We start from the raw sequence: 24,369 nt of genomic DNA, 5'->3' as shown, positions 1-24,369 counted from the left end.
ATTGCCAACCGTTTGCGACAAAAAGAGACGGTTAGCGATAACATCGGGTTTATTCTACTTTTTTGCCACAAAAAAACAGGGCCGAAGCCCTGTTTTTAAACATTTCAGACAAACAAATGGCTGAAATTAGAACTGGTAAACAATACCAACCGCAACGGTGTCGTCGTAACCTACACCCAGCTTGTTGTTTTTGTCGAGCTGGTTGATCTGGTAGTCAACGTAGGTAGACATGTTTTTGTTGAAGTAGTAGGTTGCGCCGATATCAATGTAGTTGATGTAGTCTTCGCTGCCGATACCTTCAACATCTTTCGCTTTAGATTTGTAGTAAGCGATGGATGGACGCAGGCCGAAATCGAACTGGTACTGTGCCACAACGGAGAAGTCCTGAGTTTTGTTCAGGTAGCCTTTTGTGCCGTTGATTTTCAGGCGAGTTGCGTTGTGGGTTTCACCGTACAGCGCGGCCAGGTAGATGTTGTTTGCGTCATATTTCAGACCGGTTGCCCACTGCTCAGCTTTACCGTTGCCGTTGCCGTATTTCAGATTGTTCTGCGTTGCCAGACGGTTAGCCGCGCCGTATGCGCCGACAACACCGAAACCATCAGCGGTGTAGCTTGCGGAGGTCGCCCAGCCGTCACCGTTTGAACGGATGATATCGTCAGCGCTGTTGTTTCCACGATCGTTTTTACCCAGGTACTGAACGCCGAAGTCCAGACCGTCAACCAGGCCGAAGAAGCTGTGGTTACGGTAAGTGGCCAGGCCACCGTTACGGCTGGAGAAGAAGTTGTCGCTATTGGCGGTATCACCACCAAATTCTGGCAGCATATCGGTCACGCCGATTGCATCGTAAACCAGGCCATAGTTACGACCGTAGTCGAAGGAGCCTGCGTCACCGAATTTCAGACCAGCGAAGGCCAGACGAGTTTTGTTGTCAGCCTGAGAGTCAGTACCGCCTTCAGAGTTGTGGCCGCTGAAGTTATATTCCCACTGGCCGTAGCCGGTCAGCTGGCTGTTGATCTGGGTTTCGCCTTTGAAGCCCAGACGAGCGTAAGTCTGGTCACCATTGCCATTTGGGCTATGTGCGCCATTGTCTTTAGCGAAATAGTGCAGACCTACCGCTTTACCGTACAGATCAACTTTGTTGCCGTCTTTGTTGTAGATTTCTGCAGCGTTAGCTGCACCGGCTACCAGCAGAGCAGGGATAACCACTGCCAGAATATTGCGCTTCATCATTATTTATTACCCTCATTGTGGTTTTTATGGACACCTGCCACTGCCGTCAATAATTCTTTACGGAACTATTGATGATAGTTTGGTGTCTTTCTGTATCTGTCAGGCATCTTTCCATCCATGAAACCGTTTCGCTAGCCTGAAAGTGCTACAAATGCGCACATTGAGTTTCAAAAAGAAAATATGTGTAACTAAATATTAATTTTAGGGAACTTTGTGAACCATTTCAAATTTCATTCTTAGCGCAACAAAAATGATTCGCTTGTTAACATATATATATGAATTACTTATGTTTAATCCGCATAAGCTCAGTGAATGGGTATTTCTTGCTCACAATTGTTCATTTTTTGACTTGTTTTTGGATGTCCAGATGTCTGTGTGAAAAGTGAACGATTGTGCTATGCCCAGCACCGATTTGAAATGCGAGCAAACTTAAGCGCAATTTTTGTTAAAGAGTGTGAGATAGAAACAGTTGGTAACCGGGTAGTCGGGAATGGAGGTTGAAATTGACGTTTGCTTAATGAGCGTTGAAGAAAATAGACCTTTTATTCTCAAATGTAAAAAAGGCCAGCGGAGAGCTGGCCTTTGGTTTTGTTGGCTTAGAAGCTGGCGTTACGCGGGGTACGTGGGAACGGAATCACGTCGCGCACGTTCTGAACGCCGGTAACATAGGCGATCAGACGCTCAAAGCCCAGGCCGAAACCGGAATGCGGCACGGTGCCGTAGCGGCGTAGGTCGCGGTACCACCAGTAATCTTCTTTATTCAGACCCATTTCAGCCATGCGCGCATCCAGCACATCCAGACGTTCTTCACGCTGGGAACCACCGATGATTTCACCGATGCCTGGCGCCAGGACGTCCATCGCGGCAACGGTCTTACCGTCTTCGTTAAGGCGCATATAGAAAGCTTTGATGTCTTTCGGGTAGTTTTTCACCACCACCGGTGCCTTGAAGTGCTGCTCGGCCAGGTAACGCTCGTGCTCGGAGGAGAGATCGACGCCCCAGTAAACCGGGTTTTCGAACTTATGCCCACAGTTCAGCAAGATGTCGACCGCATCGGTGTAGTTCACCTGGGCGAAGTCTGCGGAGATGAAGCGTTCGAGGCGCTCAATGGCCTCTTTGTCCACGCGCTCGGCAAAGAACTTCATGTCATCCATGCGTTCTTCCAGAACAGCCTTAAAGACGTACTTGAGCATCGCTTCGGCCAGACCGGCAACGTCGTCCAAATTGGCAAAGGCAACTTCCGGTTCCAGCATCCAGAATTCCGCCAGGTGGCGGCTGGTGTTGGAGTTTTCTGCACGGAAGGTTGGCCCGAAGGTATAAACCTTGGACAGCGCGCTCGCGTAGGTTTCGCCGTTCAGCTGGCCGGAAACGGTCAGGAAGGCTTCTTTCCCGAAGAAGTCTTTATCAAAATCGACTTTGCCTTCTGCGGTGCGAGGCAGGTTTTCCAGATCCAGCGTTGAAACGCGGAACATCTCACCGGCACCTTCGGTGTCCGAAGCGGTGATCAGCGGAGTAGAGACCCAGAAATAACCATTTTCATGGAAGAAGCGATGCAGCGCCTGAGCCAGCGTGTGACGAACGCGAGCCACGGCACCAATCATGTTGGTACGCGGACGCAGGTGAGCAACTTCGCGGAGGTATTCGATGCTGTGGCGTTTGGCCGCCATCGGGTAAGTATCCGGATCGTCAACCCAGCCGGTCACTTCAACTTTGGTAGCCTGAAGTTCGAATGCCTGGCCCTGGCCCTGAGACTCGACCACCTTGCCGGTCACAATCACGGAGCAGCCGGTGGTCAGGCGCAGCACGTCTTCATTGTAATTGGGCAGAGAATTATTAATGACGGCCTGTACAGGATCAAAGCAGGAACCGTCGTAGACGGCGAGGAAGGAGATACCAGCTTTTGAATCTCTTCGAGTACGTACCCACCCGCGCACGGTGACTTCGCTGTCAACGGCGGCACGGCCCTGGAGTACGTCGGCTACAGGCACAACGCTCATAGTTTTCTCTCTATTAAATGGTCAATGACAAAAAAAATAGTAACCCACAGATGGGGGTTATCTATGTTACCTGTCGCGCGCCATCAGACAAGCAGAATTCGCGTTACTAATGAAGAAATAAAGGAATGAGAGAAGGGCGGTGAATAGCGAAGCGGCTATTCACCGATTATCGCTGAATCAGCTGGCTTTTTTAACCAGCGGAAGGTCAAAGGCTTTGCGCAGTGCCCGAACAAAGGCTTTGTCGTGGCAGATGGTTTTTCCCGGGCTATCCGAAAGCTTAGCCACCGGCTTACCGTTGCACTCCACGAGCTTAATCACGATGTTCAGCGGCTTAACCTGTGGAATGTCGCAGGTCAGGCGGGTGCCGATACCAAAGCTGAGGTTAACCCGGGATGAGAAGCGGCGGTACAGCTCCACGGCTTTGTTTAAATCCAGGTTATCGGAAAATACCAACACTTTGCTTAACGGATCGATACCCAGCTTCTGGTAGTGGGCAATGGCTTTTTCTCCCCACTCAACCGGGTCACCTGAATCGTGGCGTAGCCCCTGGTAGCGCGTGGCAAACTCCTTGCCGAAATCACGCAGGAAGGCATCCATGGTGATGCAGTCAGTCAGGGCTATTCCTAGCTGGTCGGGATATTCGTCCAGCCAGGCCTGCAGCGCCGCGCGCTGGCTGTTCGCCAGGTCCGGGCTTATCTGCTGATGCGCCTGGAACCACTCGTGGGCCTGGGTGCCCATCGGTGTAAGATCAAGCCGGCGGGCCAGATCGTAGTTGCTGGTGCCGATAAACCACGGCTCCTGCTTGAGGCGCTCGACAATCGCCTGCTGCACTTCCCGAGAGAAACGGCGGCGGGTGCCGAAGTCCATCAGGCGGAAATGGGAAAGATCCAGCCCGGCGGTCAGTGTGTTAAATTCCTGCAGCTTAGTTTCCAGGTGATCCAGCGCCATTTTTGGCGTCACGCCGGGGGCGCGATGCTGGTGAACGACTTCACTGATTACCGCCAGCAGGGGAACTTCCCACATGATGACTTCCCGCCAGGGGCCACTTAGGCGGATATCCAGGTGACCATGATTATTGGTCACCTGAACCTGAGCAGGGTCATAGCGGAAGTCACGCAGCCAGTCGAGGTAATCGGCTTTGAAAAAGGGCAGGCTTTTCAGCCAGTGAAATTCTTCGTCGCTGAGGCGCAGGTGCTGCATAGCCGCGACCTGCTCACGAATAGCCTCGGCATGAATGCCCAGCAGGTCGTCGCCGCGGCAGCGGAATTCCGCTGCGACATTTACGTCGTAATAGCGGTGATAAACCGCTTGCTGCATATGAAGCTTATAGGCGTCAGTATCCAGAAGCGTTTGCAAAATCGGGGAAGCGTGTCGTGTCATGGCGCGTTTCAGCATCCTCTCACAGGAGCGTTTCCATCAGTCCGGGCAAATTAAGACGCGGGAGTATACCCTGATTATCTGTTTATTGAAGCAGGATCACAACATTAGACGGGCAGGCTCTGGGGCAGTTTATGAAATGTTTGGCGCTATAATAGAGTTCAATACATTGAATTAAATGGTGTTTAGAGTACTAAACAAAACGTGCGACATCCTTTTCTCGGTGAAATCACCGGCGGCGAATGGCCGCCGATGTTTACTGGCAGCTAACGAATGCGAAGACTGCCGTTCTCCGCTTTTTCACGCAGGGTGTGATTCAGCGATTGAAGTTGCTCGAGCGTCATCCTGCCCATATTCGTTGTGCCTGACCCGAGCAGCGCGTGACTGAATCTGGCGAGTGCGGATGCATCCAAATACAGCGCCTTCAGCCCGTGCTGTTTTTTTTCATTCGGGGTTGGGTTGATACGAATTAGCGCGTCTTTCGGTAACGCGACGTTTTGTACCCTACAGGCAAGCGTCAGCGTGGCAAGATCGGCCAGGGATTTCACTTCAATTTCTTTGAGCTTGCCGCCGTTAGCTGTCCCGCTCAGGGGATGGTTTTCAGCCTGGTAGTTAAACATCGAGGCGGTGTTGCTCAACGAATTATGGATGGTATGGGTTTTCAGGTTGTTCACTTTACTGAAGCCAAACACCAGCGGCAGGGTTTGCCCATCGTTGAGCAGATTCAGGAACGGTAATTTTCCGCCGATCATTTCATTTTCAATGCGCTTAAAGGCGTTACCGATCAGTTTCCGCGTTTGTTCCCCGGAAGGCGGGTGGCTGTTATCCACGAATTTGATATGAGCCGGGACGCCGGTTTGCTGCAGGATTTGCTCCGGCGTTTCCTTTTTTAGGCGATAGCCGTTATTCGACAAAAGACGCACCAGGCTGTCATAAACCGCCTCTTCCAGATTATTGCTGCTTTTTAGCGTCAGCGTTGAGGCCGGGAAATGGCTGGCAGAAGAAGCATGATTGATGGCTTTGCTCAATACATACAGATTCGAGCGCGTCTCCACCGTGGTGGGCTTGATGCCCAGTCCTTTGGCGTACACGCGCGGTTTCTGGCGAAGGTTCTCACGCGTTTCAAATTTGTTGCTCGACTCCCGAGTTCGATCTGAGAAAAACACTTTTCCCTCCAGCGACTGTGAACCGCCTTTAGGATCGTTCACGCCGCCTTTCAGCGCGCCGCTGCGCAATATTTCAAAGCCCCAGGGAGAGCCATGAAAAGCTTCCGGCTTGATATAGCCCGACGGCGCACTGGGATTCAGCGAAGCCAAAAGGCTGTGGTAAAGCCGCGCCCGCGTAGTGCCGTCAATATCACGGCGGTTAGCCAGCGCATCCAGCGGTGAGTTTCCATGCTGGTCCAGAGCGACGGGTTTATAACCCTGCTGCCTTAGCTTCTGGATGGTAGCAATATCGTTTTGGGCAACGGCCTGATGAAAAGCCATGGGGCCGGAAGGAGGAATACGCATATTAAGTTCTCTCAGGAGGAAGGGGCTGCATTGAGTGGCGTAGGAAAAGGAAGAGTTCCGTGCCGGAAGGTGCAGGAGAGAAAGCGTAATACCGCATAAAGCGGTAAAAAATTTGGGCTATCGGCCGCCAAAGATGAAGATTCTGCGTAGCAACATTCCGGCAACAGGAATAGACTGAAGTTCGTTATCTTACGGACGATGTATAAGGTTTTTTATGACACAACAGCCACAAGCCAAATATCGCCACGACTATCGCGCGGCGGATTATACGATAACCGATATCGATTTGACCTTTGACCTTGATGCCGCAAAAACTCAGGTCACCGCAGTCAGCAAAATTGTCCGTCAGGGCGAAGCGGGCGCTCCGCTGCATCTTGATGGTGAAGACCTCACGCTGGTTTCCATTGCCGTAAACGGTAGCGCCTGGCCGCACTATCGCCAGGAAGATGGCGCGCTCATTCTGGAGCAGGTTCCTGACGCCTTCACGCTGACGATTGTGAACGAAATTAGCCCGGCAACCAACACCGCGCTTGAAGGGCTGTATCAATCCGGGGAAGCGTTATGTACCCAATGTGAAGCTGAAGGCTTCCACCACATCACCTGGTACCTGGACCGCCCGGACGTCCTGGCGCGCTTCACAACCAAAGTCATCGCCGACAAAAACAAATATCCGTATCTGCTGGCTAACGGCAACCGCATTGCCGAAGGCGAGCTGGAAAATGGCCGTCACTGGGTGCAGTGGCAGGATCCGTTCCCAAAACCTTGCTACCTGTTTGCGCTGGTGGCGGGTGATTTTGACGTCCTGCGCGACAGCTTCAAAACCCGTTCCGGCCGTAACGTTGCGCTGGAGTTGTTTGTTGACCGCGGGAATCTGGATCGCGCTGACTGGGCGATGACCTCGCTGAAGGCGTCCATGAAGTGGGATGAAACCCGTTTCGGCCTGGAGTATGACCTCGACATCTATATGATCGTCGCCGTCGACTTCTTCAATATGGGGGCGATGGAAAACAAAGGGCTGAATATCTTCAACTCGAAGTATGTCCTGGCCCGCGCCGAAACTGCGACTGACAAAGACTATCTCGACATTGAACGCGTCATCGGCCACGAGTATTTCCACAACTGGACCGGTAACCGCGTCACCTGCCGCGACTGGTTCCAGCTGAGCCTGAAAGAGGGGTTAACCGTCTTCCGTGACCAGGAGTTCAGCTCCGACCTGGGGTCTCGCGCAGTTAACCGTATTCAGAACGTGCGTACCATGCGCGCGATGCAGTTCGCCGAAGACGCCAGCCCGATGGCGCACCCGATCCGCCCGGACAAAGTTATCGAAATGAATAACTTCTATACCCTGACGGTGTATGAGAAGGGCTCAGAAGTGATTCGTATGCTGCACACGCTGCTGGGCGAAGAAAACTTCCAGAAGGGCATGCAGCTTTACTTTGAACGCCATGACGGCAGCGCGGCGACCTGCGATGACTTCGTGCAGGCGATGGAAGATGCGTCCAACGTTGACCTGTCTCATTTCCGCCGCTGGTACAGCCAGGCCGGGACGCCGGTTGTCACCGTGCGTGACGACTACAACCCGGAAACTGAGCACTACACGCTGACTATCAGCCAGATGACGCCGCCGACCGCTGAACAGCAGGAAAAACACCCGCTGCATATCCCGTTTGATATCGAGCTTTACGATAACGAAGGGAAGGTCATTCCGCTGCAGAAGGACGGTCACCCGGTGCACCACGTGCTGAACGTGACCCAGGCCGAACAGACCTTTGTTTTCGACAATGTCTACTTCCAGCCGGTGCCGTCTTTGCTGCGCGAATTCTCTGCGCCGGTGAAGCTCGAGTACAAATGGAGCGACCAGCAGCTGACGTTCCTGATGCGCCACGCGCGGAACGACTTCTCCCGTTGGGATGCGGCGCAAAGCCTGCTGGCAAACTACATCAAGATCAACGTGAACCGCAGCCAGCAAGGGCAGCCGCTTTCTCTGCCGCTGCACGTGGCTGACGCATTCCGCGCCATTCTGCTGGATGAGAAGATCGATCCGGCGCTCGCCGCGGAGATCCTGACGCTGCCTTCGCAGAATGAAATTGCCGAGCTGTTCCAGACCATCGATCCTATCGCCATTGCTGAAGTTCACGGGGCGCTGACCCGCACCCTCGCAGCAGAGCTGGCCGACGAGTTCCTGGCTATCTATAACGCCAATAAGCTCGACAGCTATCGCGTGGATCACGGTGATATCGGCAAGCGCGCGCTGCGCAACACTTGCCTGCGCTATCTGGCGTTTGGCGACGTTGAACTTGCTGAGCAACTGGTACGCGAGCAGTATCAGCAGGCGGACAATATGACCGATTCTATTGCCGCACTGTCCGCCGCGGTGGCCGCGCAGCTGCCATGCCGTGAAGCGCTGCTGGCTGAGTACGATGAGAAATGGCACAAAGATGGCCTGGTCATGGATAAGTGGTTTGTGCTGCAGGCGACCAGCCCGGGCAGCAACACGCTGGCGAAGGTTCGCGAGCTGCTGAACCACCGTTCTTTCAGCCTGGGTAACCCGAACCGCGTACGTTCTCTGATTGGCGCGTTTGCTTCAGCCAACCCGGCCGCGTTCCACGCCAAAGACGGCAGCGGCTACCAGTTTATGGTCGAGATGCTGACCGAGCTGAACAGCCGCAACCCGCAAATTGCCTCTCGTCTGGTAGAGCCGCTGATTCGCCTGAAGCGTTATGACGCCGAACGTCAGGCTAAGATGCGTGCCGCGCTGGAGCAGTTGAAAGGGTTGGAAAACCTGTCCGGGGATCTGTTCGAGAAGATTGCCAAAGCGCTGGCGTAATCTTTGCCCCTATCCCTTTCAGGGATAGGGTATTAAATCAGCCGGTGCGCACCTGGCGCGCCGGCTCCTCAGAACCTCGTTTCATCACTCTGGCAAGCACTTCAGCCTCCAGCTCCGCTAGCTTCACCGATCCCAGGCGGCGCGGACGCGGTAAATCAACCGTCAGATCCAGGCCAATTTTCCCTTCTTCTATAAGCAACACGCGGTCGGCCATGGCGACGGCTTCGCTGACATCATGAGTGACCAAAAGCACTGTAAAGCCATGTTCCTGCCACAAAGAAACAATCAGCTCCTGCATCTCAATACGCGTCAGGGCATCCAGCGCGCCCAGCGGTTCGTCGAGCAACAGCAGGCGCGGACGATGAATGAGCGCCCTTGCCAATGCCACGCGTTGCTTTTGCCCGCCGGAAAGTGCCGCTGGCCACTCATTGGCCCGATTTTCAAGCCCAACGGCGGTGAGCGCCTGAAGAGCTGCGTCTCGCCAGTTATTTTTCAGCCCGAGCCCGACGTTATCTATCACCGTTTTCCACGGCAGCAGCCTGTCGTCCTGAAACATCAGCCGCGTATCATCCTGGCTGTCCCGCAGCGGTGCACTGCCTGCGAATAGCGCGCCGTGATTGGGCGTTTCCAGCCCGGCAAGCAGGCGCAGTAGGGTACTTTTGCCGCCGCCGCTGCGGCCGACCACCGCCACGAACTGCCCGGCGGGGATACGCAGCTCAAGCTGATTGAGAATGCTTTTATCGCCGTAGCGTTTGCTGACGCCGTTGAGCCACAGCGGCGTGCCCTGGTTCAGACGAGCAGTTGTCATACCGTCTCCTCCTTTAATTGATAAGCCGGATGCCAGCGTAACCAGACGCGTTCCAGCAGGCGGGCGCTGACATCGGCGAGTTTGCCCAGCAGCGCATACAGCACGATGGCCACCACCACCACGTCGGTTTGCAGGAACTCCCTGGCATTCATCGCCAGATAGCCAATCCCTGAATTTGCCGAGATCGTTTCGGCGACAATAAGCGTCAGCCACATCAGGCCTAAGGCAAAACGTACGCCGACCATAATGGACGGCAACGCACCCGGCAGAATGACGTGCACGAACAGGCTAAACCCGGAAAGGCCGTAGCTGCGCGCCATTTCCAGCAGGCCACGATCGATATTGCGGATGCCGTGCCAGGTATTGATGTAAATAGGAAACAGCGTCCCGAGCGCCACCAGAAAGATCTTGGCCGTCTCATCGATACCAAACCACAGGATCACCAGCGGGATCAGCGCCAGGTGCGGAACGTTGCGCAGCATCTGAATAGAGCTGTCCAGCAGGCGTTCGCCCCATCGCGACAGGCCGCTAATCAGACCTAAGATCAGGCCCAGCGATCCGCCGATGCTGAAACCAATCACGGCACGCCAGGAGCTGATAGCCAGATGCTGCCAGAGTTCACCGCTGGCTGAGAGGCTCCAGAAAGCCAGCACGACGCCCTCGGGAGAGGGCAAAATACGGGTGGAAAGCCAGCCTGCAGACGAAGCTAATTGCCAGAGAAGCACAATCGCCACCGGCAGCGCCCAGGGGGCCAGGCGCAGCAAGACTTTGTGCACGGACGCTTGCATGGTGCCTCCCTAGCTCTGCGCCACTTTACGCGGGATAAAATCGTTGGCGATAACTTCGCCTTTTTCCTGAACCTGTCGCGGCTGAGGAATTTCTGGGATCGCCACGTCAAGGTGAGGGAACAGCAGTTCGCCCGCGCGGTAGGCTTCTTCCAGATGCGGATAGCCGGAAAGAATAAAGCTGTCGATGCCCAGGTCGGCGTACTCGTTTATGCGGGCCGCGACGGTTGGCCCATCACCCACCAGCGCGGTGCCAGCCCCACCACGAACCAGACCGACACCGGCCCAAAGATTAGGGCTGATCTCCAGCTTGTCTCGCTTACCGCCGTGCAGGGCGGCCATGCGCTGTTGCCCGACGGAGTCGCTGCGGGCAAAAGCGGCCTGTGCCTTGGCGATGGTGATGTCATCGAGGTGAGAAATAAGCCGGTTTGCCGCCTGCCACGCTTCTTCGTTGGTTTCGCGCACAATAACGTGCAGGCGAATACCAAAGCGAACTTGCCGCCCCCGCGCTTCAGCTTTCGCCCGAACTTGCTCGATCTTTTCTTTTACCAAATGTGGAGGTTCGCCCCAGGTCAGGTAAAGGTCAACCTGCTCGGCCGCAAGATCCTGAGCGGCATCGGACGATCCGCCAAAATAAAGCGGTGGGCGAGGTTGCTGTACCGGGGGATAAAGCAGCTTCGCGCCTTTGACCTGGATGTGTTTGCCGTCATAGTCGACGGTTTCACCTTCCAGGACGCGTCGCCAGATGTGCGTAAACTCTGCAGAGGCCTCATAGCGCTCTTCATGGTTTAGAAAAACGCCTTCCGCAGCCAGTTCTTCAGCGTCGCCCCCGGTCACCAGGTTAAACAATGCTCGCCCGTTGGAAAGGCGATCCAGCGTGGCGGCCTGGCGAGCGGCAAGAGTAGGGGAGACAACGCTCGGGCGCAGTGCGACCAGGAACTTAAGCCGTTGAGTGACCGGGATCATTGAGGCCGCCACCAGCCAGGCATCCTCGCAGGAACGCCCGGTCGGGATCAGCACGCCGGTGAAGCCGATGCGGTCTGCAGCCTGAGCTATTTGCTGCAGGTAGCCATAGTCGACCGGACGCGCTCCCGTGTCGCTGCCAAGATAGTGCCCATCCCCGTGTGTAGGTAAGAACCAGAACAGATTCAGACTCATGACTTAGCTCCTTGTGTCGTGCCGGCGGGTTGCCAGATGCGGGTTCGGATATCGACTTTCTTTGGAACAAGGCGATTTTCATAAAACAGGTCGGCGGTATTTTGCTGTTTGGCGGCAGTCGCTTCGTTGACCGGCGTAATTTCTGAAGGAGGGCGATGGTCAAAATAAGTGGCGATGACTGCTTCAGGCAGGCCCATCGTTTTGGCGAGAAGCGCTACGCTTGCTGCCCGCTGTGTGCGGGTGAGCGCGTCGGCGTCGCTAAAGGTTTTCAGTACCTGTTGAAGAAACGGGCCGTTCGCTTCTGCATAAGGGCGGGAAGCTAAATAGAACGACCCGGTTTGATTCAGCTCGCTGCCGTCCGTTAAGACGCGAACGCCGCCGTTTAACAGTGCCGCCGAATAGTACGGATCCCAGATAGCCCAGGCATCGACGTTCCCCTGCTGAAAGGCCGCGCGGGCATCGGCGGGGGTCAGGTAAGCGGGTTGAATATCGGAAAACTTCAGTCCGGCTTGTTGCAACGCGCGCAGCACCAGGTTGTGTGAGCTGGAGCCTTTCTGGAAGGCAATCTTATGGCCTTTTAAATCCGCCACGGTTTTCAGGGGGCTATTTTCGGGGACCAGAATCACCTCTGCTTTCGGTTTGGGCGGCTCGGCACCTACATACAGCAGATCCGCTCCGGCGGCCTGCGCGAAAATAGGCGGGATATCGCCCGTGCTGCCCAAATCGATGCTGCCGACGTTCAGTGCCTCCAGCATTTGTGGCCCGGCGGGAAACTCAATCCACGAGACTTTGGTATTCGGGTATTGCTTCTCCAGGAGCTGGTGGCTTTTGGCTAACACCATACTGACGGAGCCTTTTTGGTAACCAATGCGCAGCTGTTCCGGGCCGCTGTCCGAGGCGTTGCTATAGGTTGAAAAAGCAAGCAGGCCGGCAAAAGCGAGCCATGGAGAGCGGCGTTTAAGCAAATTAAACATGGCTCACCCCTCGGGCGTTAAACGGCGAAGGTACCGCAAAGTCACGGCGGTGGAGCGCCTGCCAGAAGGTTTCCAGCGCTTCGTCCAGACGTTTTTGTAGGTTAGGCGTGAACTGAGGTTTGTGCTGGTAATCGGCTATCTGGCCGTCGTCGGCGAAAACGCCGTGCAGGATCTCCTGTGCTTTGAGCGCATTCAGCACCGGTTTAAGGGCATAGTCCACGGCGAGCATATGCGCCACGGTACCGCCGGTGGCGAGAGGCAGAACAACCTTCTTCTCTAAGGCGCGTTCGGGGAGCAAATCGAGCAGCGTTTTTAGCGCGCCTGAAAACGAGGCTTTGTAAACCGGCGTGGCGATAATCAGGCCATCGGCAGTGCTGAGTTGTTCGGTGAGCGCCAGCAGCGCCGGGCTGTCGAACCTTGCATAGAGCAAGTCTTCAGGCGCGAAGTTCTGTAAGTGCCAGTGATAAACTTCAACATCAAGGGCGCTCAGCTTCTCCCGCGCATACTCCAGCAGCGAGCTGGAACGGGACGGGTAGCGAGGGCTTCCGGCCAGGGTAATCACACGCATCACGACTCCTTATAACTAATTGTTTGCTTTTATCTAATATTGATAACAATTAGCGTGATACTCGCAGAGATGATTTCCATGGCTAAGTGATTTTTCCGGGATAGATTTGCGAAAAAGCGCATATTGCGCGCCGGGAAAGAAAACGTTTGCCTCTATTCAGGCTTTTTTGCGACAGGTCAATTCCAATCATCCCCCGGATCGTGAATAATAACGCCCCGGTCTGCACACCGGGAATCCAGGAGAGTTCATGTACTACCCCTTCGTTCGTAAAGCCCTTTTTCAGCTCGATCCAGAGCGCGCTCATGAGTTAACTTTTCAGCAATTACGCTTTGTCACCGGAACGCCGCTTGAGTGGCTGGTGCGTCAGAACGTGCCGTCAAAACCTGTGACCTGCATGGGGTTAACGTTCAAGAATCCGCTCGGCTTAGCCGCGGGCCTGGATAAAAACGGGGAATGTATCGATGCCTTCGGTGCGATGGGCTTTGGCTCCATTGAGATTGGCACCGTGACGCCGCGTCCGCAGCCGGGGAACGACAAGCCACGTATCTTCCGTTTGGTGGAAGCCGAAGGGCTGATTAACCGAATGGGGTTTAATAATCTCGGGGTGGATAACCTGGTCGAAAACGTAAAAAAAGCGCATTTCGACGGCGTGCTCGGGATTAATATCGGCAAGAACAAAGATACCCCCGTTGAAAAGGGGAAAGACGATTATCTGATCTGCATGGATAAAATTTATCCATATGCTGGCTATATTGCGATCAATATCTCATCACCGAATACGCCAGGGCTGCGTACTTTGCAATATGGTGAAGCGTTGGACGATCTTTTAAGCGCCATTAAAAATAAGCAACAAGCGCTGCAAGAGATCCACCATAAATATGTTCCCGTGGCGGTGAAGATCGCGCCGGATCTTTCTGAAGAAGAATTGATCCAGGTGGCAGACAGTTTAGTTCGCCATAATATTGACGGGGTCATTGCAACCAATACTACTTTAGACCGCAGCCTTGTTCAGGGCATGAAACACTGCGATGAAACCGGGGGCTTAAGCGGGCGTCCTGTACAATTAAAAAGCACGGAAATTATTCGCCGCCTGTCTCAGGAATTAAATGGCCGCCTGCCGATTATTGGCGTAGGAGGGATTGATTCCGTGGTTGCCGCTCGCGAGAAGATGGCGGCTGGCGCTTCGTTGGTTCAAATATACTCAGGCTTCATTTTTAAAGGCCCACCGCTGATTAAAGAAATCGTTACCCATCTCTGATCATTTACCTTTTACAGACAACCAGGGCTTTATTTTCGGTCCTGGTTGTTTTATATTCCGCTACTGTTGCTTATTTAAACATATTGGTCTTTTATTAATATGGTAAGAATTTGAGTGGCAATTCAGCAGCGGGATAAATGAAGGGTAAGCATTATGCGAATAAAACCGGATGATAACTGGCGTTGGTATTTCGATGAAGAGCACGATCGAATGATGCTCGATTTGGCCAATGGTATGCTTTTCCGTTCGCGCTTTCCTCGTAAAATGCTAACCCCGGATGCCTTTGAAAATTCAGGTTTTTGTGTTGATGATGCGGCGCTTTATTTCTCCTTTGAAGAAAAATGCCGTGATTTACCGTTAGGGAAAGAGCAGCGCGCCGAGCTGGTGCTCAACGCCCTGGTAGCGATTCGCTTCCTCAAACCGCAGATGCCAAAAAGCTGGCATTTTGTCTCCCACGGCGACGGCTGGCAGCCAGAAGTAGGGGAAGGGGCCTGCGTGTGGCTAAGCGAGAATATGCAGCAGGTGAACCTGCTGGTGGTGGAAACCGGCGACAATGCCGCACTTTGCCTGCTTGCTCAGCAGGGGCTCACGTTAGCTGGCCGCACGATGCAGCTTGGGGATGCCATTAAAGTGATGAATGACCGGCTGAAACCACAGCCTTTAAGCAGCGGCCTCAGTCTCGATCAGGCCGTTTAGCGCGACGCCACGCTCACATTCCCTGTAGGCACGCAGCTGCAGCATAAAATGGTGCCGTCCGCGCCAATGGCGCCTTTCTTCAGTGCTTTCACTTCGCCATCCAGCAACCTAACCCGACAGCTTCCGCATATCCCGGCCCGGCAGGAATAGGGGACGCGAATCCCTTTGTTTTCCAGCTGTTCCAAAAGAATCTGTTGGTTATTGCCCCGGAACGTCGTGCCTTCCCAGTCGATGCTGACGCTGCTTTCAGGCTGGCTCTGAGGTTCGAGGCTTTCCACCACTTCGCCGGGGCCATAAACATTCGCCGGCCTGTGGGCCAGCACCTCCAGCTCGTCGCCCACGCGAATAACTCCGCTGTTACGGGCAATCAAATTCTGACCAAAATCGACTGCGCCGCTATTATCCTGCGCGGTGCGGAACCCCTGCAGCGTTTTGAGCGGTTCTCCACTCGGATGTTTCAGGCCGCGTTCCGGGCTAACCGTCGTAAAAATACAGCGGCTGCAGGGTTTAGCCACGTCGAAAGTGACCCCGCCAATACGCACGACTTTCCAGGTATCCTCCGCCCACGCAGAGGCACCGGTCACCACGATATTCGGGCGAAACTGGGTCATTTTAACGCTGGCGGGGCAGCGGTTTTGCAGGTCGCGCAGCGAAGCTTCGTTGGTCAGCAAATAAGGGAAACCGTCGGCAAAAGAGAGCGGCACTTCTTCGTGGCGTTTCACCCGGCGGGTGGGCTGCTCACCAACCCAGCGCAGCTGCACCGGGCGAGAGAAGAACCCGCTCAGCCACTGATTAATTTCATCGGGCGCAATGAGCGCGGTAAAGTGCGTGCCCCAGACTTCTGTCGGCTCAGGCGTTGCGGCGAAATCAGCAAAGCGAATGCTGGCCGAGCTGCCGTCCGGGGCGGATAAATAAAGGCCGTCATGCACGAATGCGGGAGTGAACAGCACCATCTGCGGATGCTGGCGGGCGGTAATAAAGGTGCCATCCAGCTCGGTAATCATAAAGATGCGATCAAAGGCCAGGCCGCTGGTGGTTGCCTGCGCGTGGGAGAGCGCCAGGCCGCGCATAGATTTTACCGGGTGAATAAAGAGTTGAGACAAAGTAATCACGGCGCCCTCCGTGGGAAGTAAATATAAGAGGGCAACTTTATGACATGCGTTGCGGATTAGCTATAATGCGCCACAATTTTCTTTTTACCTGATAAGTGACGATATGAATTCTCTGTTTGCCAGTACGGCGCGTGGGCTTGAAGAGCTGTTAAAAACTGAACTAGAAAACCTGGGGGCCCAGGGCTGCCAGGTGGTTCAGGGCGGCGTACATTTCCAGGGGGATACTCGTCTACTCTATCAAAGCCTGATGTGGAGCCGCCTGGCTTCGCGCATTTTGCTGCCGCTCAGCGAATGTAAAGTCTACAGCGATCTTGATCTTTATCTCGGCGTGATGGCGATCGACTGGCCGGCGCTGTTCGGGCCGGGCGCAACCTTTGCCGTGCATTTTAGCGGCCTGAACGAAACCATTCGCAACAGCCAGTACGGGGCGCTGAAGGTAAAGGATGCGATCGTTGACTCCTTTACACGTAAAAACCTGCCGCGGCCGGATGTCGATCGCGAGCAGCCGGATCTGCGCATTAACGTCTGGCTGAATAAAGATACCGCCAGCATCGCCCTGGATCTCAGCGGCGAAGGCCTGCACCAGCGCGGCTACCGCGATGCAACCGGCGCGGCCCCTATTAAAGAGACGCTGGCAGCGGCTATCGTGATGCGCTCCGGCTGGCAGCATGGCACGCCGCTGTTGGATCCGATGTGCGGCTCCGGCACCTTGCTGATTGAAGGGGCGATGATCGCCACCGATCGTGCGCCGGGTCTGCACCGTAAGCATTGGGGCTTCCTGAACTGGGCGAAGCATGATACCGATATCTGGAAAGAGGTGGTAACCGAAGCCCAGGTTCGCGCCCGTCGCGGCCTGACTGAATATCAGTCTCGCTTCTATGGTTCAGATAACGACAGTCGCGTGATTGAACGCGCCCGTGCCAACGCCCGCCGTGCGGGTCTGGCTGACGTGATCAGCTTCGACGTTAAGGATGTGGCGAACCTGGTCAATCCGCTGCCGGAAGGCCCGGCGGGGACGGTTATCAGCAACCCGCCATACGGCGAACGTCTGGAAAGCGAGCCGGCGCTGATTGCCCTGCACAGCCTCTTGGGTCGCCACCTGAAAAACCAGTTTGGCGGTTGGCATCTGTCGCTGTTCAGCGCCTCCCCTGAACTGCTGAGCTGCCTGCAGCTGCGCGCTGACCGCCAGTTTAAAGCCAAAAACGGCCCGTTGGATTGCGTACAGAAAAACTATCAGCTGGCGGCAAATCCTGCCGGCGTTGCCGCGGCCAGCGGCCAGATTGCCGAAGATTACGCCAACCGCTTGCGTAAAAACGTCAAGAAGCTCGACAAGTGGGCGCGTCAGGAAGGCATCGAATGCTATCGCCTGTACGATGGCGATCTGCCTGATTACAACGTGGCGGTTGACCGTTACGGCGACTGGGTTGTGGTGCAGGAGTACGCGCCCCCGAAAACCATCGATCCAAACAAAGCCCGCCAGCGTCTGTTTGACGTCATCGCGGCAACGCTTGCTGTGCTTGAGCTGCCGACGAACAAGCTGGTGTTAAAAACTCGCGAACGTCAGAAAGGGAAAAGCCAGTACCAGAAGATGGGTGAAAAGGGTGATTTCATGGAAGTGAGCGAATATGACGCTCGCCTGTGGGTCAACTTGACCGACTATCTGGATACCGGCCTGTTTCTCGACCACCGCATTGCCCGCCGCATGCTGGGGCAGATGAGCAAAGGCAAAGACTTCCTGAACCTTTTTGCTTATACCGGTACTGCAACGGTACACGCGGGGCTGGGTGGGGCGAAAAGCACTACTACGGTAGATATGTCCCGTACCTATCTTGAATGGGCAGAGCGCAACCTGCGCCTGAACGGCTTGACCGGCCGCGCCCATCGGCTGGTGCAGGCGGATTGCCTGGGCTGGCTGCGCGACAGCGACGAACAGTTCGACCTGATCTTTATTGACCCGCCGACGTTCTCTAACTCCAAGCGTATGGAAGACTCTTTCGACGTGCAGCGTGACCACCTTGCGCTGATGAAAGATCTGAAGCGCCTGCTGCGTCGCGGCGGTACCATTATGTTCTCCAACAATAAACGTGGCTTCAAAATGGACTTCGCCGGCCTGGCGGAGCTGGGCCTGGTTGCACAGGAAATTACACAAAAAACGCAGTCGCAGGACTTTGCGCGCAACCGCCAGATCCATAACTGCTGGTTAGTCACTCACGAATCCCGGGATTAATAGTCATGTCATTAATTAGTATGCACGGTGCCTGGCTGTCGTTTAGCGACGCGCCGCTGTTAGATAACACCGAATTACACATCGAAGAAAACGAACGCGTCTGTCTGGTCGGCCGTAACGGCGCGGGCAAATCAACGCTGATGAAGATCCTCAACCGCGAAGTCCCGCTGGACGATGGCCGCATGGTTTATGAGCAGGATCTGATCGTCGCTCGCCTGCAGCAGGACCCGCCGCGTAACGTTGCGGGTACGGTGTATGACTTTGTAGCGGAAGGGGTGGAAGAGCAGGCGGAATACCTGAAGGCCTACCATGATATCTCCCACAAAGTAATGAGCGATCCGAGCGAGAAGAACCTCAACGAGATGGCTCGCATTCAGGAGATCCTCGATCATCAGGGCCTGTGGCAGCTTGATAGCCGTATTAACGAAGTGCTGGAGCAGCTTGGTCTTGAAGCTGATACCGAGCTGTCTGCGCTGTCCGGCGGCTGGCTGCGTAAAGCCGCGCTGGGGCGTGCGCTGGTCAGCTCTCCGCGCGTATTGCTGCTGGACGAACCGACTAACCACCTCGATATCGAAACCATCGACTGGCTGGAAGGCTTCCTGAAAGAGTTCCAGGGCAGCATTATCTTTATCTCCCACGACCGTTCGTTTATCCGCAATATGGCCACCCGCATTGTCGATCTCGATCGCGGCAAGCTGGTGTCTTACCCTGGCGATTACGATCAGTATCTGCTGGCGAAAGAAGAAGCCCTGCGCGTGGAAGAGTTACAGAACGCCGAGTTTGACCGCAAGCTGGCGCAGGAAGAAGTGTGGATCCGCCAGGGCATCAAAGCGCGTCGCACCCGTAACGAAGGGCGCGTTCGTGCCCTGAAAGCGATGCGCCGCGAACGCGGTGAACGTCGTGAAGTGATGGGCAGCGCGAAGATGCAGGTGGAAGAAGCGAGTCGCTCAGGCAAAATTGTCTTCGAGATGGAAGACGTTAACTATCAGGTTGCCGGTAAAACGCTGGTGCGTGATTTTTCCGCGCAGGTGCTGCGTGGCGATAAAATCGCGCTGGTAGGGCCGAACGGCTGTGGCAAAACCACGCTGCTGAAGCTGATGCTGAGCCAGCTTCAGGCCGACAGCGGCCGCGTACACTGCGGTACCAAGCTGGAAGTGGCCTACTTCGATCAGCACCGTGCCGAGCTGGATCCTGACCGTACCGTGATGGATAACCTGGCGGAAGGTAAGCAGGAAGTGATGGTGAACGGCAAGCCGCGCCATGTGCTGGGTTACCTGCAGGACTTCCTGTTCCATCCCAAACGCGCGATGACGCCGGTGCGTGCGCTTTCCGGTGGGGAACGCAACCGTCTGCTGCTGGCGCGTTTGTTCTTAAAACCTAGCAACCTGCTGATCCTCGATGAACCAACCAACGATCTGGACGTCGAAACCCTGGAGCTTCTGGAAGAGCTGATTGATGGTTACCAGGGCACCGTGATGCTGGTCAGCCACGATCGTCAGTTTGTCGACAATACCGTGACCGAGTGCTGGATCTTCGAAGGCCTGGGCAAAATTGGTCGCTATGTCGGTGGCTACCATGATGCCAAAGGCCAGCAGGGTTCCGCTCAGCCGCTGCGTCAGGCTGCTGCGGCTAAATCCGAGAAGGTCGAATCGCAAAAAGCAGAACCTGTTAAACGTGCCAATAGCAAACTAAGCTATAACCTGCAGCGCGAATTAGAGCAGTTGCCTCAACGGCTTGAGCAGCTTGAAGCCGATTTAGGCACGCTGCAGGCGAAGGTCGCCGATGCTGATTTCTTCAACCAGCCGCACGATGTGACCCAAAAAGTCCTGGCGGAAATGGCCGCGGCGGAACAGGCTCTGGAAGAAGCATTTGAACGCTGGGAGTACCTGGAAGCGCTGAAAAACGGCTCGTAATCTAAGGAGAGTTACGATGTGTGCCACGCACCACCATCGCTCGCATATTTTGTGTCGACAATGTGATTTGCTGGTGGCGCTGCCCGCCCTGCAGGATGGCCACAAAGCCTCCTGCCCGCGCTGTGGCACTCCGTTAGTCACGCAGTGGTTTTTGCCGCGTCAGCGGCCAACGGCTTACGCCTTGGCGGGGCTGTTTATGCTGCTGCTGGCTAACCTGTTTCCTTTCATCAATATGAAGGTGGCCGGGATCAGTAGCGAAGTCACGCTGATGCAAATTCCCGGCGTGATGTTTTCCGAAGATTACGCCAGCCTCGGCACCTTCTTTCTGCTTTTTGTTCAGGCGGTGCCGGCTTTTTGCCTGATAACCATCCTGCTGTTGGTCAACCAGGCAAAATTGCCTTTTGGGCTTAAACGCTGGCTGGCGCGAGTGCTGTTTCAGTTGAAAAGCTGGGGCATGGCGGAAATCTTCCTCGCCGGGGTATTGGTTAGCTTCGTGAAGCTGATGGCCTATGGGGACATTGGCGTGGGCAGCAGCTTTATTCCCTGGTGCCTGTTCTGCATTTTGCAGCTTCGAGCCTTCCAGTGCGTGGACCGGCGCTGGCTTTGGGATGATATTGCGCCCATGCCGCCAGTGCACCATCCGTTAAAAGTTGGCGTGTCGGGGATTAAGCAGGGGCTGCGCTCCTGTTCCTGCTGCACGGCTATCGTTGAGGCGGATACGCTGGTCTGCCCACGCTGCGGGACACACGGCCACGTTCGCCGCAGGCACAGCCTGCAGTGGACGCTGGCGCTGCTGATCACCTCCATTATGCTTTATCTGCCGGCAAACATTTTGCCGATCATGGTCACCGAAATGCTGGGCAGCAAATATCCTTCCACCATTTTGGCCGGGGTGATCCTGCTCTGGAGTGAGGGATCTTATCCGGTGGCAATGGTGATTTTTATCGCCAGTATCATGGTGCCTACGCTAAAAATGATCGCCATCGCCTGGCTGTGCTGGGATGCAAAAGGGCACGGCAGGCGTGACAGCGAGCGAATGCACCTGATTTATGAAGTTGTTGAGTTTGTCGGCCGCTGGTCGATGATCGACGTATTTGTGATTGCCGTTCTCTCCGCGCTGGTGCGCATGGGCGGGCTGATGAATATCTACCCGGCTATGGGGGCGTTAATGTTTGCCTGTGTAGTGATTTTGACGATGTTTGCTGCGATGACCTTTGACCCTCGCTTGTCATGGGATCGCGCTGACGATGTAACTGATGAGGAGTCTTCCGAACATGGAAAATAAGCACGGCGAGGCGAAAGTGCAGAAGGTAAAAAACTGGTCGCCGGTTTGGATCTTTCCCATCGTAACGGCGCTGATTGGCGCCTGGATCCTGTTTTATCACTACAGTCATCAGGGGCCGGAAGTGACCCTGATTACCGCCAACGCAGAAGGGATTGAGGGCGGTAAAACCACCATCAAAAGCCGTAGCGTAGACGTTGGGGTAGTGGAGAGTGCACAGCTAACGGACGATCTACACCATGTAGAAATTAAGGCGCGGCTAAATTCCGGGATGGAGAAGCTGCTGCACAAAGATTCCGTGTTCTGGGTGGTAAAACCGCAGGTGGGGCGCGAAGGGATCTCCGGGCTCGGCACGCTGCTGTCCGGCGCCTATATTGAGCTGCAGCCGGGGACCAAAGGCGAGCAGCCCGAGAACTATGCTCTGCTGGATGCGCCGCCGCTGGCGCCACCTGATGCCAAAGGCATTCGCATTACGCTCGACAGTAAAAAAGCGGGACAGCTTACCCCTGGGGATCCGGTGCTGTTCCGCGGCTACCGCGTAGGCTCGGTGGAAACCAGCACCTTTGATACCAATAAGCGAGCGATTAGCTACCAGCTGTTTATTGCGGCGCCAAACGACAGGCTGATTACCAGCAACGTCCGTTTCTGGAAAGACAGTGGCATCGCCGTGGATATGTCTGCCCAGGGGATGCGCGTGGAGATGGGGTCGTTAACCACGCTGTTTAGTGGGGGCGTCAGCTTCGACGTGCCTGAAGGCTGGGAGTGGGGCAAGCCGGTTGAAACGGGTGCTGACTTCCAGCTGTTTGACGATCAGAAAAGCATTCAGGATTCGCTGTATACCAACCATATCGATTACCTGATGTTCTTCAAAGATTCTGTTCGTGGTCTGCAGCCAGGTGCGCCGGTGGAATTCCGCGGCATTCGTCTGGGGACGGTGGCACAGGTTCCGTTCTTCAACGAAAAAATGCGCCAAAGCCTGAATGACGATTTCCGCATTCCGGTGCTGATCCGCATCGAGCCAGAACGCTTGAAAAATATGCTCGAAGATGGCGCGGATATCTCGACCAACCTGCAGGTATTGATCAAGCGCGGGCTGCGTGCCTCGATGAAAACCGGGAGCCTGGTGACCGGAGCGCTGTTTATCGATCTCGATTTCTATCCGAAAGAGAAAGCGCTGGGCGATCTGCCTCAAATCGCGGGCTACCCGCTTATTCCAACGGTGAGCGGCGGCCTGGCGCAAATTCAGCAAAAACTGCTGGAGACGCTGGATAAAATCAACAACCTGCCGATTAACCCGATGCTGGAACAGGCCACGAATACGCTGGCTGAAAGCCAGAAAACGATGCGCCACCTGCAGCAGACGCTGGACAATCTGAACAAGATTACTTCCAGTCAGTCGATGCAGCAGCTACCGGAAGATATGCAGAAAACGCTTCGCGAGCTGAACCGCAGTATGCAGGGCTTCCAGCCGGGCTCGGCGGCCTATAACAAGATGGTGGCGGATATGCAGCGTCTTGATCAGGTGCTGCGCGAGCTGCAGCCGGTATTGCGCACGCTGAACGACAAGAGCAACTCGCTGATATTTGAAGCGAAGGATAAAAAGGATCCGCAGCCGAAGAGGGCACAACCATGAAAAAGTGGCTCACGCTAGCCGCCGTCTTAGCGCTTTCCGCCTGTAGCGGGAGCGACAATGGCAAAACGTACTATCAGCTGCCGCAAACTTCACAGCCTGCTATGCAGGCCGTGAGCCAGCCTGGAAGCCACTTACTGTGGGTCGATCAGGTCACCGTGCCTGATTTCCTCGCCGGCACAGGGGTGGTTTACCAGACGACCGATGTGCAGTATGTCATCGCCACCAGCAATCTTTGGGCCAGCCCGCTTGACCAGCAGCTGCGCAATGCGCTGGTCAGTAATCTCAGCAGCGCATTGCCAGGCTGGGTGGTTGCCTCCCAGCCGCTAGGCCACGATCAGGATGCGCTCAGCGTGAATGTGACCGGTTTTCACGGCCGCTATGATGGCAAGGTCATTGTCAGCGGAGAGTGGCTCCTGAAGCGTCAGGGCGAAATTATTAAGCGCCCGTTCCATATCGAACTGAAGCAACAGGATGACGGCTACGATGCCATGGTGAAAACCCTGGCTCAGGGCTGGCAGCAGGAAGCGAAGAGTATTGCTTCGGCGCTCACACGCCTTAATTGATAGGTAAAATGATTGGTACAAAAAAGCTGCGATTTTCACCTTCGGGTGGTCGCAGCTTTTCTTTTTTGCTGAACCGGTTAGCGACAGGCGCGCCTCAGTTTTTGTCGAAAAGATAACCATAATATCGCGGAAATGTGACATTGGCGTGAATTTTGCGCATTGACGCTCACTGAATTTCGCGTTATTGCTTATCCGTGGTTGCACATTTTGTAATCACTGTTTTCTTTTCCACCAGACAATGTAATGAGGGAAACGAGGCATGAAGAGACAAAAACGAGATCGCCTGGAACGGGCACATCAACGTGGTTATCAGGCAGGTATCGCCGGACGCTCAAAAGAGATTTGTCCATATCAGACTCTGAATCAGAGGTCCTACTGGATGGGAGGCTGGCGAGAAGCCATGGAAGACAGGGCGGTTACTGCGTAATCACTGTCTCTTTAGAAAAAGAA

Annotated in this window: 19 protein-coding genes; 9 read left to right on the top strand and 10 right to left on the bottom strand. The window is 55.0% G+C overall.

Features of this window, described 5'->3' with window-relative positions; translation table 11 throughout:
* Positions 1 to 126: 126 nt before the first annotated feature.
* The 4 genes from ompF to ACREYP_RS15120 all read right to left on the bottom strand — a co-directional run bounded on the left by ompF (position 127) and on the right by ACREYP_RS15120 (position 6,115).
* Positions 127 to 1,230, bottom strand: a complete 1,104-nt coding sequence (gene ompF, locus ACREYP_RS15135) for a porin OmpF (RefSeq protein WP_336817841.1) — start codon at positions 1,228 to 1,230, stop codon at positions 127 to 129.
* A 596-nt stretch (positions 1,231 to 1,826) separates the two neighbouring features.
* Positions 1,827 to 3,227, bottom strand: coding sequence for an asparagine--tRNA ligase (gene asnS, locus ACREYP_RS15130; RefSeq protein ID WP_336817840.1), 1,401 nt, complete (start codon positions 3,225 to 3,227; stop codon positions 1,827 to 1,829).
* 177 nt (positions 3,228 to 3,404) lie between these two features.
* On the bottom strand, positions 3,405 to 4,607 hold the full coding sequence (gene pncB, locus ACREYP_RS15125; RefSeq protein ID WP_166875399.1) for a nicotinate phosphoribosyltransferase: 1,203 nt from the start codon (positions 4,605 to 4,607) through the stop codon (positions 3,405 to 3,407).
* Between the two features lie 263 nt (positions 4,608 to 4,870).
* Entirely contained in the window at positions 4,871 to 6,115 is a 1,245-nt protein-coding gene (locus ACREYP_RS15120) for a hypothetical protein (protein ID WP_336817839.1), read from the bottom strand.
* A 214-nt stretch (positions 6,116 to 6,329) separates the two neighbouring features.
* Between ACREYP_RS15120 and pepN the strand changes: the two genes are divergently transcribed.
* The gene (gene pepN, locus ACREYP_RS15115) at positions 6,330 to 8,942 is read left to right on the top strand and encodes an aminopeptidase N (protein WP_336708478.1); all 2,613 of its coding nucleotides are present in this window, start codon (positions 6,330 to 6,332) and stop codon (positions 8,940 to 8,942) included.
* A gap of 37 nt (positions 8,943 to 8,979) precedes the next feature.
* Here the strand turns inward: pepN and ssuB are convergent, their stop codons facing one another.
* The 5 genes from ssuB to ssuE are packed head-to-tail and all read right to left on the bottom strand — an operon-like array spanning position 8,980 to position 13,235.
* Entirely contained in the window at positions 8,980 to 9,750 is a 771-nt protein-coding gene (ssuB, locus tag ACREYP_RS15110) for an aliphatic sulfonates ABC transporter ATP-binding protein (RefSeq protein WP_166995518.1), read from the bottom strand.
* On the bottom strand, positions 9,747 to 10,538 hold the full coding sequence (gene ssuC / locus ACREYP_RS15105) for an aliphatic sulfonate ABC transporter permease SsuC (protein ID WP_213715929.1): 792 nt from the start codon (positions 10,536 to 10,538) through the stop codon (positions 9,747 to 9,749). Before ssuC ends, ssuB begins: the two co-directional genes overlap by 4 nt.
* 9 nt (positions 10,539 to 10,547) lie before the next feature.
* Positions 10,548 to 11,693 carry an FMNH2-dependent alkanesulfonate monooxygenase gene (gene ssuD, locus ACREYP_RS15100; RefSeq protein ID WP_008461223.1) on the bottom strand — a complete coding sequence of 382 codons (1,146 nt, stop codon included), beginning with the start codon at positions 11,691 to 11,693 and terminating at the stop codon, positions 10,548 to 10,550.
* On the bottom strand, positions 11,690 to 12,667 hold the full coding sequence (locus ACREYP_RS15095) for a sulfonate ABC transporter substrate-binding protein (protein ID WP_008461224.1): 978 nt from the start codon (positions 12,665 to 12,667) through the stop codon (positions 11,690 to 11,692). Before ACREYP_RS15095 ends, ssuD begins: the two co-directional genes overlap by 4 nt.
* Entirely contained in the window at positions 12,660 to 13,235 is a 576-nt protein-coding gene (gene ssuE / locus ACREYP_RS15090; protein WP_008461226.1) for an NADPH-dependent FMN reductase, read from the bottom strand. The genes ACREYP_RS15095 and ssuE overlap by 8 nt, the downstream gene beginning before the upstream one ends.
* Before the next feature lie 247 nt (positions 13,236 to 13,482).
* On the opposite strand from ssuE, the gene pyrD reads away from it, so the two are divergent.
* Positions 13,483 to 14,493, top strand: coding sequence for a quinone-dependent dihydroorotate dehydrogenase (gene pyrD / locus ACREYP_RS15085; protein WP_008461229.1), 1,011 nt, complete (start codon positions 13,483 to 13,485; stop codon positions 14,491 to 14,493).
* A 153-nt stretch (positions 14,494 to 14,646) separates the two neighbouring features.
* Positions 14,647 to 15,189 carry a cell division protein ZapC gene (gene zapC, locus ACREYP_RS15080; RefSeq protein WP_008461231.1) on the top strand — a complete coding sequence of 181 codons (543 nt, stop codon included), beginning with the start codon at positions 14,647 to 14,649 and terminating at the stop codon, positions 15,187 to 15,189.
* Here the strand turns inward: zapC and ACREYP_RS15075 are convergent.
* Positions 15,186 to 16,301, bottom strand: coding sequence for a YcbX family protein (locus tag ACREYP_RS15075; RefSeq protein ID WP_336817838.1), 1,116 nt, complete (start codon positions 16,299 to 16,301; stop codon positions 15,186 to 15,188). The genes zapC and ACREYP_RS15075 overlap by 4 nt on opposite strands.
* A gap of 103 nt (positions 16,302 to 16,404) precedes the next feature.
* Between ACREYP_RS15075 and rlmKL the strand changes: the two genes are divergently transcribed.
* The 6 genes from rlmKL to rmf all read left to right on the top strand — a co-directional run bounded on the left by rlmKL (position 16,405) and on the right by rmf (position 24,346).
* Positions 16,405 to 18,528 carry a bifunctional 23S rRNA (guanine(2069)-N(7))-methyltransferase RlmK/23S rRNA (guanine(2445)-N(2))-methyltransferase RlmL gene (gene rlmKL / locus ACREYP_RS15070; RefSeq protein WP_336817837.1) on the top strand — a complete coding sequence of 708 codons (2,124 nt, stop codon included), beginning with the start codon at positions 16,405 to 16,407 and terminating at the stop codon, positions 18,526 to 18,528.
* 5 nt (positions 18,529 to 18,533) lie between these two features.
* Entirely contained in the window at positions 18,534 to 20,441 is a 1,908-nt protein-coding gene (locus ACREYP_RS15065) for an ABC transporter ATP-binding protein (RefSeq protein ID WP_336817836.1), read from the top strand.
* A 16-nt stretch (positions 20,442 to 20,457) separates the two neighbouring features.
* A complete protein-coding gene (pqiA, locus tag ACREYP_RS15060) occupies positions 20,458 to 21,726 on the top strand; it encodes a membrane integrity-associated transporter subunit PqiA (RefSeq protein WP_008461241.1) in 1,269 nt (422 codons plus the stop codon).
* Entirely contained in the window at positions 21,716 to 23,356 is a 1,641-nt protein-coding gene (pqiB, locus tag ACREYP_RS15055) for an intermembrane transport protein PqiB (protein WP_008461242.1), read from the top strand. The genes pqiA and pqiB overlap by 11 nt, the downstream gene beginning before the upstream one ends.
* Complete coding sequence (gene pqiC / locus ACREYP_RS15050; protein WP_008461243.1) at positions 23,353 to 23,919, top strand: membrane integrity-associated transporter subunit PqiC; 567 nt, start codon at positions 23,353 to 23,355, stop codon at positions 23,917 to 23,919. The genes pqiB and pqiC overlap by 4 nt, the downstream gene beginning before the upstream one ends.
* Before the next feature lie 259 nt (positions 23,920 to 24,178).
* Positions 24,179 to 24,346 (top strand): ribosome modulation factor, encoded by a 168-nt coding sequence (gene rmf / locus ACREYP_RS15045; RefSeq protein WP_008461244.1) that lies wholly within the window; start codon positions 24,179 to 24,181, stop codon positions 24,344 to 24,346.
* Positions 24,347 to 24,369: the final 23 nt, after the last annotated feature.

Source organism: Enterobacter sp. TMH.L2 (assembly GCF_050847315.1).
In the GTDB taxonomy this organism is placed as follows: domain Bacteria; phylum Pseudomonadota; class Gammaproteobacteria; order Enterobacterales; family Enterobacteriaceae; genus Cedecea.
This window is presented reverse-complemented; position numbering and strand designations above follow the sequence as displayed.